At 45.3% G+C, this 11650-nt stretch carries 15 protein-coding genes; 3 read left to right on the top strand and 12 right to left on the bottom strand.

Features of this window, described 5'->3' with window-relative positions; genetic code table 11:
* Positions 1-156: 156 nt before the first annotated feature.
* The 12 genes from rplI to yceD form a co-directional block, all read right to left on the bottom strand.
* Entirely contained in the window at positions 157-606 is a 450-nt protein-coding gene (rplI, locus tag FHQ23_RS11610) for a 50S ribosomal protein L9 (RefSeq protein ID WP_139614465.1), read from the bottom strand.
* A gap of 18 nt (positions 607-624) precedes the next feature.
* Positions 625-852: a 30S ribosomal protein S18 gene (rpsR, locus tag FHQ23_RS11605; RefSeq protein ID WP_005759927.1), complete on the bottom strand. Its 228-nt coding sequence runs from the start codon at positions 850-852 to the stop codon at positions 625-627.
* A 12-nt stretch (positions 853-864) separates the two neighbouring features.
* The gene (gene priB, locus FHQ23_RS11600) at positions 865-1191 is read right to left on the bottom strand and encodes a primosomal replication protein N (RefSeq protein ID WP_139614464.1); all 327 of its coding nucleotides are present in this window, start codon (positions 1189-1191) and stop codon (positions 865-867) included.
* A complete protein-coding gene (gene rpsF / locus FHQ23_RS11595) occupies positions 1178-1555 on the bottom strand; it encodes a 30S ribosomal protein S6 (RefSeq protein WP_132965566.1) in 378 nt (125 codons plus the stop codon). Before rpsF ends, priB begins: the two co-directional genes overlap by 14 nt.
* A 232-nt stretch (positions 1556-1787) precedes the next feature.
* Positions 1788-3026, bottom strand: coding sequence for a beta-ketoacyl-ACP synthase II (gene fabF / locus FHQ23_RS11590; protein WP_139614463.1), 1239 nt, complete (start codon positions 3024-3026; stop codon positions 1788-1790).
* A 105-nt stretch (positions 3027-3131) separates the two neighbouring features.
* The gene (acpP, locus tag FHQ23_RS11585) at positions 3132-3362 is read right to left on the bottom strand and encodes an acyl carrier protein (protein WP_034617387.1); all 231 of its coding nucleotides are present in this window, start codon (positions 3360-3362) and stop codon (positions 3132-3134) included.
* Between the two features lie 291 nt (positions 3363-3653).
* Positions 3654-4382: a 3-oxoacyl-ACP reductase FabG gene (gene fabG, locus FHQ23_RS11580; protein WP_139614462.1), complete on the bottom strand. Its 729-nt coding sequence runs from the start codon at positions 4380-4382 to the stop codon at positions 3654-3656.
* A gap of 27 nt (positions 4383-4409) precedes the next feature.
* Positions 4410-5351 (bottom strand): ACP S-malonyltransferase, encoded by a 942-nt coding sequence (fabD, locus tag FHQ23_RS11575; RefSeq protein WP_139614461.1) that lies wholly within the window; start codon positions 5349-5351, stop codon positions 4410-4412.
* Between the two features lie 89 nt (positions 5352-5440).
* Positions 5441-6400, bottom strand: a complete 960-nt coding sequence (locus tag FHQ23_RS11570) for a beta-ketoacyl-ACP synthase III (protein ID WP_139614460.1) — start codon at positions 6398-6400, stop codon at positions 5441-5443.
* 70 nt (positions 6401-6470) lie between these two features.
* Positions 6471-7496, bottom strand: coding sequence for a phosphate acyltransferase PlsX (gene plsX, locus FHQ23_RS11565; protein WP_139614459.1), 1026 nt, complete (start codon positions 7494-7496; stop codon positions 6471-6473).
* Between the two features lie 33 nt (positions 7497-7529).
* Positions 7530-7700, bottom strand: a complete 171-nt coding sequence (gene rpmF / locus FHQ23_RS11560; protein WP_121124072.1) for a 50S ribosomal protein L32 — start codon at positions 7698-7700, stop codon at positions 7530-7532.
* Between the two features lie 16 nt (positions 7701-7716).
* A complete protein-coding gene (gene yceD / locus FHQ23_RS11555; RefSeq protein ID WP_139614458.1) occupies positions 7717-8238 on the bottom strand; it encodes a 23S rRNA accumulation protein YceD in 522 nt (173 codons plus the stop codon).
* A 181-nt stretch (positions 8239-8419) separates the two neighbouring features.
* On the opposite strand from yceD, the gene asd reads away from it, so the two are divergent.
* The 3 genes from asd to FHQ23_RS11540 all read left to right on the top strand — a co-directional run.
* Positions 8420-9325: an archaetidylserine decarboxylase gene (gene asd / locus FHQ23_RS11550; RefSeq protein ID WP_139614457.1), complete on the top strand. Its 906-nt coding sequence runs from the start codon at positions 8420-8422 to the stop codon at positions 9323-9325.
* A gap of 43 nt (positions 9326-9368) precedes the next feature.
* A complete protein-coding gene (gene bamJ, locus FHQ23_RS11545; RefSeq protein ID WP_139614456.1) occupies positions 9369-10001 on the top strand; it encodes a BamJ family beta-barrel-assembly machinery protein in 633 nt (210 codons plus the stop codon).
* 255 nt (positions 10002-10256) lie between these two features.
* On the top strand, positions 10257-11650 hold a 1394-nt coding region (locus FHQ23_RS11540), incomplete at its 3' end, for a lyase family protein (protein WP_139614455.1).

Here is an 11650-nt window from a genome sequence, read left to right as displayed (position 1 = left end):
TTTTGTCTACTATGCCTACTTGAATCCATTCATGACTATTTGCAAGCAAAAACAATACCAATCGATATTTTAAAGGTGTTTGAATAACAACCATAAAAAAAACCCGATTGTCATCTCAATATGAGCAACAATCGGGTTTTTCGTTGAATAATCGGCTTATTCAGGAATAACGTTTACAATCAATGAAGTGAAAACTTCACCATGTAATTGGAAACGAACTTCGTGTTCGCCAGTGGTACGCAATGGACCTTCTGACAGACGAACTTCACTTTTCTCAACCTTAACACCGGCAGCCGTGATCGCATCAGCGATGTCACGAGTACCGATAGAACCGAATAAACGACCTTCATCACCGGCTTTGGAAGCGATAGTTACGCTAGTCAAGGCTGCGATGCTCTCTGCACGCGCTTGCGCCTCGGCTAACTCTTTAGCAACTTTAGCTTCTAACTCAGCACGACGAGTTTCGAAATGTTCAACGTTAGCTTTGGTTGCCATAACTGCTTTCCCTTGTGGGATCAGGAAGTTACGCGCAAAACCTGCTTTAACATTCACTTGGTCACCAACGTTACCCAAATGAACAATTTTATCTAAAAGAATAATTTGCATTACCGTATCCTCTCTTGATTACTGATGGTTGTCAGTGTACGGTAACAACGCTAAATAGCGAGCGCGTTTGATTGCGCGTGCCAGTTGACGTTGGTACTTCGCACGAGTACCGGTAATACGGCTTGGAACAATTTTGCCGCTCTCTGTAATGTAGTTCTTCAACGTGGCGATATCTTTGTAATCGATTTCAACTACGTTTTCCGCTGTGAAACGGCAGAACTTACGACGACGGAAATAACGTGCCATAGGGCGAGTCTCCTAATCTATAAATTCGATTTGCTCGGCGTGTAAAACTAACTGACTGAGTCCGTTATTGCTTTTATGCGTGGTGATAAAACCGACGATTAAAAGTTTACTACCGACCGTAATGCTTTGAGTTTGTTTAATTAATTGTTGTCCACTCAGTGATACCGCTATTTTACACCACGCTTGCCGCACTAAACCGGCTTCGGTCTGCTGCGAGCGATGTTCGAAAACAAAGCGACAATGTTCAATACCACTCGGACTGCTACTTCGTTTGGGATGAGAGGCGACAAAGCCCGTCAGCGACAAACGATTGTCAATCGTTAAATTACTCTTCGGCATCCTCATAATCGTTGTTGTCAACTTCGGCTGAAGCACGACGATCGTCTTTTGCTTTAACCATTGGGGACGCTTCTGTTACGGCGTGCTTAGTACGCATAATAGCGTTACGCAGAACGGCGTCGTTGTAACGGAAAGTTGTTTCTAGCTCGTCGATTACTTCTTGCGGTGCTTCTACATTCATTAACACATAATGTGCTTTATGTAGTTTGTTGATTGGATAAGCCAACTGACGGCGACCCCAATCTTCTAGGCGATGAACTTGTCCACCTGCTTCTTTAACAGAACCAGTATAGCGCTCGATCATGCCCGGTACTTGTTCGCTTTGGTCCGGATGAACCATAAAAACGATTTCGTAGTGACGCATTGCTGCTGCTCCTTACGGGTTAATCAGCCTCCGACGATAGACCAGTCACCAGTCTGCGGAAGCAAGGAACGAAAATGGAATGTGACTGTTAAGGCGCAAGATTATACCCAGATTAACCACACCACACAAGCGAAATTCGGATTATTTTTAAACAGCCACCAAAAAACAAAAGTGCGGTTTTCATTAATTGAAAACCGCACTTTGGTATTCAGATTTACAAGCAAGAATCCGATCAGATTTTCTTAAAAATCAACGACCCATTTGTACCACCAAAGCCGAACGAATTGCATAACGCATACTCCATTTCAACTTTGCGAGCAGTATTTGGCACCAGATCCAGCGTAACATTCGGATCTTGATTATCCAAATTGATGGTTGGCGGCACGATTTGATCTTGCAGCGCCAATACCGTGAAAATCGATTCTACCGAACCCGCGGCACCCAGTAAGTGCCCAGTCATCGATTTGGTTGAGCTGACTAGAATCTGATCTTTATTGGCAGCGAAAACTGAACTGATTGCGGTTGCTTCAGCAATATCACCTGCCGGCGTTGAAGTGCCGTGTGCATTGACATAACCAATTTGCTGTGGCTCAATCGCGGCATCGCGTAGCGCATTTTTCATCGCCAGTGCAGCACCTGCACCATCTGCCGGTGGAGAGGTCATATGATAACCATCACCACTCATACCAAAGCCGACCAACTCCGCATATATTTTAGCACCGCGCGCTTTGGCATGTTCGTATTCTTCCAACACCATAATGCCTGCGCCATCGCCCAGCACAAAACCATCACGCTCGATGTCCCAAGGACGGCTTGCCGCTTGTGGATTGTCATTACGCGTGGAAAGCGCCCGCGCTGCGCCAAAACCAGCAATACCTAACGATGTGCTGGCTTTTTCTGCCCCTCCGGCAATCATCACATCGGCATCGCCATAGCTGATCATGCGGAAAGCGTGACCAATATTATGCACACCCGTGGTACAAGCGGTTGCAATTGTAATATTCGGTCCGTGCAATTTATAATTAATCGACAGATGTCCGGCAATCATATTCACAATAGTTGACGGCACAAAAAACGGGCTGACTTTGCGTGGTCCACCGTTGACAAGTGCGGTATGATTTTCCTCAATCAAACCAAGACCACCAATGCCGGATCCAATTGCCACGCCGATACGCGGTGAATTCTGTTCTGTCACTTGCAAACCGGCATCTTCAATAGCTTGCATTCCGGCTGCAATACCGTATTGGATAAATAAATCCATTTTTTTGGCATCTTTGCGTGAAATATACGCTTCCGCATTAAAATCTTTGACCTGACCGGCAAATTTTGTAGTGTGGTGGGTGGTATCAAAATTTTCAATCAGATTGATACCGCTCTTTCCTGCGAGAAGGTTTTGCCAGGTTGAGTTGACATCATTACCAAGCGGTGACAGCATTCCCAAGCCTGTAACAACAACACGACGTTTTGACATGAATATACTCCGAACGGGAGGTTGAAAATGGTACTTTTAATCGTAGATTAATTTTTAACCGTAGATAAAATTTAGGCGGTCTGATAACCGCCTAAATCCAGAAGATTATTGATTATTTTGAACGTAATCAATTGCAGACTGAACAGTTGTGATTTTCTCAGCTTCTTCATCAGGAATTTCGATATCGAATTCTTCTTCCAAAGCCATTACCAATTCAACTGTATCTAAAGAGTCAGCGCCCAAATCTTCAACAAATGAAGCTTCAGATTTCACTTCGTCTTCTTTAACGCCTAATTGTTCAACAATGATTTTTTTTACGCGTTCTTCAATACTCATTTTTTAAATTTCCTATATTTTAAATTTCGCCACAGCGAGAAGGTGAATATGGTATGGACCGTTTAAACGGCTGCAATTATTTATCCGAGATAGCAATCCACTGAAAAATAACGGCTCAAACGACACATACTATGACAAAATTTGGCTATATTCTTGTTTCTTGGAAAAGTCTATAACCAAGATTGTATACCATCGCAGATTCTAACATTACCGAATAGGCTTGTCATGCTTTTATCTCAATTTGTCTGATTTTGCTTACATAGACAAATCGGGCAGACAGCTCCATACGGATTAACTCATGTAGAGTCCGCCGTTAACATGTAAAGTTGTGCCGGTGATATAACCTGCATCGTCAGATGCCAAAAAAGCAACGGCTTTGGCAATATCTTTTGCCTCGCCCAAACGCCCTGCAGGCACATTTGACAAAATACCTTGTTTTTGCTCGTCAGTTAGCGCATGGGTCATATCGGTCGCAATAAAGCCCGGTGCTACCACATTAACCGTGATACCACGCGAAGCCACTTCCTGCGCCAGTGCTTTAGAAAAACCGATTACCCCGGCTTTAGCCGCGCAATAGTTGCTTTGTCCCGGATTGCCGGAAGAACCGACCACAGAACCGATATTGATAATCCGTCCATAACGTTTTTTCATCATGCTACGCAACATCGCTTTTGACAGGTGGAAAATCGACGTCAGATTAGTCTCAATAATATCGCTCCATTCGTTGTCTTTCATGCGCATCAACAGATTATCACGGGTGATGCCGGCATTATTGACCAGAATATCAATCTCACCAAATTCAGCTTTAATCTGCGCCAATGTCTGCTCAATCGACGCTACATCACTGACGTTTAACACTAGGCCTTTGCCACTCTCACCCAAATAAGCTGAAATAGCTTCCGCTCCGCTTTCACTGGTTGCAGTTCCAATCACGGTGGCGCCTTTCGCAGCCAACTCCTCTGCAATGGCTCTGCCGATACCACGGCTGGCACCGGTTACTAATGCGATTTTACCTTGCATACGCTCTCCTTTTTTTCATTCGTCTGATTAGTCTTGAATAAGCTCTGCCACTGCACTTAACGAGGCATTATCATTGACCGCATGGGCATCCAGCTCTTTGTTGATGCGCTTAGTCAGACCGGTTAATACTTTATTTGGTCCGATTTCAAACAGTATTTTCACCCCGGCAGTTGCCATTTTTTCCACACTCTCAGTCCAACGAACCGGATTATAAAGCTGGCGCACCAATGCACTGCGAATCTCGTCTGCAGCTTTTTCCTGTTTCACATCCACATTATTGATCACGGCTACTGTCGGTTGCTTAAAAGTCACCGATTCCAAGGCGACCGCTAACTGATCGGCTGCCGGTTTCATCAACGCACAATGTGACGGCACACTGACCGCCAGCGGCAATGCCCGTTTGGCACCGGCTTCTTTACAGCGTGCCGCAGCTCGCTCAACCGCACTTTTATTCCCAGCAATCACTACTTGACCCGGCGAATTGAAATTCACCGCTGCCACCACTTCATCTTCAGCAGCTTGCTGACAGGCATCAATAATAGCTTGATTGTCTAAACCGATAATCGCATACATAGCGCCGGTTCCAGCCGGAACCGCTTTTTGCATTAAGCGACCACGCAGTTCGACCAATTTCACCGCTTCTTCAAAATCCAAAACGCCAGCACAGACCAAGGCAGAAAATTCGCCCAAGCTATGTCCTGCCATCACCTCTGGTTTTAATGCCGGATACTGTTGCTGCCATACACGATAAATGGCAACGGAAGCCGTCAACAGTGCTGGCTGGGTGCGCCAAGTTTGATTCAGTTCTTCTGCTTCACCATTTTGCACCAAACTCCATAAATCATAGCCGAGTGCATCGGAAGCCTGTTTAAACGTCTGTTCCACGATCGGGAAGCAGGTAGCCAAATCGGCTAACATACCAATAGCTTGCGAACCTTGTCCTGGGAAAACCATAGCAAATTTTTTCATATTAAATCCTCTGTTTGCCACTGCTATTTATTACTACTGTTTGTTATTACTGTTCACTACAGATAGTGCATATTCAGCGGAATATTGACTTAAAAACGGGCTAATACCGAGCCCCAGGTCAAGCCACCACCAAACGCTTCCATCAAAATCAGTTGTCCGCGCTGAATCCGACCGTCACGCACCGCTTCATCCAGTGCGCTAGGGATACTGCCGGCGGAAGTGTTGCCATGGCGATCGAGCGTCACCACTACTTGCGACATATCCATCTCTAATTTTTTGGCGGTCGCACTGATAATGCGTAAATTGGCTTGGTGTGGCACCAGCCAATCGATGTCTTTTTTATCCAACTTATTGGCAGCTAAGGTTTCTTCCACCACATTTGCCAATTGACGCACAGCAATTTTAAAGGTTTCGTTGCCCTGCATGGTTAGGTATGCCGGTGAAGCTTCATCACGGCTGCGTTTGGCATTTTCCAGTACCAACACTTCACCTTGGGTCGGATCAGAGTGCAAATGGCTGGAAAGAATACCTGGTTCTTCACTGGCCTCCAGAATCACTGCGCCTGCGCCATCCCCAAACAAAATTACAGTGCCGCGATCTTGTTCGTCCAAACTGCGGGAAAACAGATCCGCACCGATTACTAACGCTTTTTTCACCTGTCCGGTGCGGATAAATTGATCGGCTACACTCAGCGCATACACAAAACCGGAACACGCCGCCGCAATATCAAAAGCAATCGCATCTTCAATACCCAGTGCTTTTTGGATCAAACAAGCGGAACTTGGAAAAGCGTGTGAAGAGCTGGTAGTGGCAACCAACACCAAATCAATCTCATTGACATCGAGGTTTGCTGCCATCGCCAAACATTGTTTGGCTGCTTCAGTTCCCATTGTCGCCACAGTTTCATCAGCGCGGGCAATACGTCGTTGTTTGATACCGGTGCGTACGCTAATCCACTCATCAGACGTATCGACCATTTTCTCTAAGTCGGCATTGGTTCTAATCTGTTCCGGTAAGTAACTGCCGGTAGCTAAAATTTTACTAAACATAATCATCTCATTATGTGTGAATCATCAACGATGAATTTTCAACAAAGTGCGGTTCGATAACGATACCGGCTTAATTTTTTTCCAAGCCGGTCAAAATTTTATTCGGCATTTCTGACCGCACTTGCCACGCCGCTTGCTGTATTGCATACAGAAAAGCAGCTTGATTGGCACTGCCGTGGCTTTTAACCACCACAGAAGTCAATCCCAGTAGAGAAGCGCCATTATATTGATCGGGATTAAACTGTTTCAATTGAACAAAATATTTTTTTAAGGCATATTTGCCGATACGGATAAGCAGTTTTTTAATCAACGATGGCGGCTGTTTTTTGTTGCCTTTCAACAGACTAAAAATATTTTTCGCCGTACCTTCCAGCGTTTTCAAGGCGATATTTCCGGCAAACCCGTCACAGACAATCACATCGGCATATCCATTCAGCAAATAATTGCCTTCAATGTAGCCAATATAGTTCAAATTGGTTTGCTGCTGCAACAGCTGACTGGCGTCTCGGATGTTTTTCAGCCCTTTTAACTCTTCAATACCGATATTCAACAGCGCCACTCGCGGATAGACCAAACCAAAGTTATTTTCGGCAAAAATCGCCCCCATTTGGGCAAACTGCACCAACGTCTCCGCAGAGCAATCGATATTCGCCCCCAAATCCAGCATAACGCTCTGTTTGCCGTCTATGGTTGGAATATTGGACACCAATGCTGGGCGTTGAATCCCTGCCAGTGGCTGCAACAACACTTTTGACAGACCCATCAAAACCGCCGTATCACCACCACTGACACAGCCCTGTGCCGCCCCGTCGCGCACTGCTTCAATCGCCAAGCGCATCGAGCTGCCTTTGCTATGGCGCAAAGCATGAGAAAGCCCCTGCTGGTTTTTAACCACACGGTCACAATGCTGCAAATTGATTCGTTGGCGGAGATGGTGGGGAATATTCGCGAGATAGGGGGAAATAGCCTGACTATCGCCAAACAAAACCAGATGTAGCATTGGATCCTGTTCCAACGCTTGCAGGCTTGCCGGGATAGTAATACGGGGACCAAAGTCCCCGCCCATTACATCTAACGCCAGGGTTAGACGACTCAACTGCTTACCTTAAAGAATCAAGAGTAATCGAAATTACTTGTTGATAACTTTACGACCACGGTAGTAGCCGTCCGCGGTTACATGGTGACGTAAATGAGTTTCGCCGGTTACTTTATCGACAGAAACAGCAGCAGTTGTCAAAGCATCGTGTGAACGACGCATGTCACGACGTGAACGAGATTTTTTATTTTGTTGAACAGCCATCGGCTATACTCCTAAATTATTTTCGCTTTAAATTAGCTAATACAGCGAACGGGTTTGGTTTTTCTGCTTCAGCAGGCAATTTGCCAAAAACCTGTTCAGCCACGGACACTTCACAGTGTTCAGGATCGTGCATCGGTACTAACGGCAGAGCAAGCATCAACTCGTCTTCCACCACATCGCGCAAATCTATTTCACCAAATTCATTGAATTCAATTGGTTCATAAATTTCCGGCAACACATCCGCTTGATCCATGTCGGACACCGGACTATAGCAAAAATTGCATTCCAATGTCACAGTAAAAGGTTTATCACAACGTTGACAAACCAGCTCCACGTCGATACTAGCCTGACCTTTGATCACGACCAATCGTTGTGGATCTATTGAAAACGACAATGTAACTTGTGCCTCATTCAGCACGCGACTGACTGACGTTGCCAAGCGCTCTAATTGGTTAGGTGAGTAATAACCCACATAATCCAAACGGCGTTGAGCGTCTTTTATCGGATCGACAGTCAGGGGAAGTTTAACCTTTTGCATAGGGCGTGCATATTAACTGCACGGACAAGAATAGTCAAAAGGAATTATACTTTTTTAGCAACTTTTTTTACGGCATTCAGACCGCACTTTGCCCGCTTCGGAAATCTCACCTTACAGCACTGCCGAAAATTGTTATAATCGCACTTTATCATTTAAATAACGAAGAGAAGAGCCCAGAAATATGACGCAACAAAGCAAAAATAGTTATTGGCAACAGCTGAAAATCGCCTTTCAATATATGGTGCCACAGTTGGCACTCACTCGCCTCGCCGGCTGGTTCGCCGAAAAACAGTGGGGCGCAATCACCCACTTGGCAATTAAAGCCTTTAGCGCCAAATACAAAATCAACCTACAAGAGGCGGAAAAAACCGAAGCAAACCAATATACATCGTTTAATGAATTTTTTATCCGTCCTCTAAAAGCGGAAGCTCGCCCGATTCATGCCGATCAAAGTGCGGTCTGCTTGCCGGCAGACGGTTGTATCAGCGAGCTGGGCGACATTACTAACGGACAGTTATTTCAGGCAAAAGGGCATTTCTTCAGCTTATCGGATCTATTAGCCGAGGATAAAAAATCAGCCGAAGCGTTTGAAAACGGCAAATTCATCACCACTTATTTATCACCACGCGATTATCATCGTGTGCATATGCCGTGCGACGGCGTATTACGCAAAATGGTGTATGTGCCCGGCGATCTGTTTTCGGTGAATCCGTTTTTAGCCCAACACATTCCCAATCTGTTTGCACGCAACGAGCGAGTGATCTGCTATTTTGATACACCGTTCGGTGCGATGGTACAGATTCTGGTCGGTGCTACCATCACCGCCAGCATCAGTACGGTTTGGGCAGGCGTCATCAATCCGCCACGCAACGGCAAGGTGCAGCAATGGGAGTATCCACAAGATGGCGCTTCAGCCGTGCAACTAAAAAAAGGCGAAGAAATGGGGGCATTTCGTCTTGGCTCGACCGTCATCAATCTATTTCAAGCGGATAAAATAGCGTTTTTGCCGACATTAACCGCCGCAAGTGCGGTCAACATGGGGCAAGCGATGACCGTTTCAACGGCTACGCAAGATTCAGCCGCTTAATTTTAATTTTTTACAACTTTCTTTTATAACAACAAGGATATTTATGAGCGCACAATTTTTCGCAAACGTCACCTTAGATTCAACAGAGCAACAAGGCAGCTACGGTATCGGTCTGCAAATGGGGCAACAACTGCTGCAAAGTCAGTTGAATATTGATGTGGCTGCGGTGGCAAAAGGGATTTACGACGCCATTCAACAAAACGCACCAGCGGTTGATCTGCAAGCTGTCAGCCAAGCCTTACAACAAATGCAGCAACAAGCTACTGAATTACAACAAGCGCAGTTCAAAGAAGTGGAACAAGCGGGCAAAGACTTCTTAGCTGAAAACAAAAAAGCCGATGGCGTAAAAGAAACCGAGAGCGGTTTGCAATATGAAGTATTGGTCGCAGGCAATGGCGCGGTGCCAAGCCGCCAAGACCAAGTGCGGGTACATTACACCGGCAGCCTGATCGACGGCACCGTGTTCGACAGCTCCGTGCAACGTGGTCAACCGGCAGAATTCCCGGTCAACGGCGTGATCAGTGGCTGGATCGAAGCCCTTTCAATGATGCCGGTCGGCTCAAAATGGCGCCTAACGATTCCTCACCATCTCGCCTACGGCGAACGCGGCGCTGGCGCTTCCATTCCCCCGTTCAGCACGTTAATTTTTGATGTGGAGTTGTTGGATATTATTTAATTTACTCTTCCCGTAAAATAAAGTAACAAGCGGAAATATATTGATTATTTCCGCTTTTTTATTAGGGTCTGTTTTCAATATCTTATATATTATATTAAAAGTGCGGTATTCACCGTTATTCTGTTAAATATTTCATCACAAACGATATTATCGGTAGTATTTTCCAAGCAAAGGTATATTATAATATTTGTTAATATTTGTTAATATTTGTTATATCTATTTTATCGCCTGTTGCATGAAAAAGGAGTACCGAATATGTTTAATCATGATTCTTTTTATTGGATCAATCAGATTGAAAAAGCATCAACCTTGATGACCTTCCAAGAAGGTATCGTCAGCCAAGCTGTCGCACAAAAAGTTGCACTGGCACTACAACAACTCGCGGCAGGTTCGAAGCGCCCACACGATTACTACGAAATACAGCCAATGTTATTGGAACTCACCGGTTCGGAAGGTTCAATGATTCATGTCGGGCGTAGCTGGCAAGATATACAAGCTACGCTACACCGCTTATTAGTCCGCGATCGTCTCCTCTACTTATATTATTTATCGCTAGAAACTCGAAAACGCCTTTTAAACATCGCCCATGATAATCTCGATAGCATTGTTCCTTCTTATACCTACGGCGTGCAAGCGCAACCGGTCACACTCGGACACTTGCTTTTAGGCTACGAAGCCACCTTAGCACGCACCACCCAACGATTCTCAGCTTATTTCGTCCGTTTGAATAAATGTCCGCTTGGCGCAGCAGCACTGGCAACATCCAGCTTCCCGATCAATCGGGCAGCACTCGCCGATTTTTTAGGATTTGAAGGCTATGTTGAAAATGCGTTTGATGCCGCACAATTATCATTGATTGATGTTGGTGTTGAAGGCGCTTATCTAGCGTCCTTGCTGGCATTGTCTATCGGCACTTTAATTCAGGACTTACATATCCAGTTCCACCATACTCGCCCTTGGCTGTTGCTTGAAAAAGAATCGTTAAATAGCCCAAGCACTTTGATGCCACAAAAACGCAATCCATCATCCTTGGATAAAGCACGTTTACTGGCAAGTCAAGTCACCGGCGACGCCTTCAAAGCCAGTATCTCCGCCCACAACGTCAATTCAGGTTTAACCGATTATAAAAATTTAGAGGTTTCAGAAACGTTAGAACGAGCTTGCACCATGCTGAAAAGCGTCAATGCGGTGTTGGAAGGCTTGAAAATTGACAAAGAAGCGGCACTGGAACAAGTCAATGCCGACTATTCAACCACTACCGAACTGGCAAATGTGCTTCAGCGCCAAGCCGGAATACCGTTCACTATTGCACATCAATTTGCCTCAAAATTAGCCCAATACGGGCGGCTACATAAATTGCCTCCGGCGCAGCTACCGTTTGATAAAGTAGTAACAATGTTTGATCAAGTCATCACCGAAACCATGCCAAACAAAATCACTTTCCCTCTGTCGAAAGAGACTTTCTTTAGCCATTTGGAACCAAGTAATATGATTAACAATCATCTGGCATTGGGCGGAACTAATCCGGCAGAAGTACAGCGAATTTTAAATAAAGCAACCGAGCAACTAGGCCAGCATGAAACATGGTTGTATCATACTCAAGAAAAACTGAAAAAAGCCGATGAACGTTTAACTGAAATGTTTAATAA

This window comes from Testudinibacter crocodili, assembly GCF_006228025.1.
Taxonomy (GTDB): Bacteria; Pseudomonadota; Gammaproteobacteria; order Enterobacterales; family Pasteurellaceae; genus Chelonobacter.
Note: the sequence above shows the minus strand (reverse complement) of the source record. Positions and strands in the feature narration are given on the sequence as shown.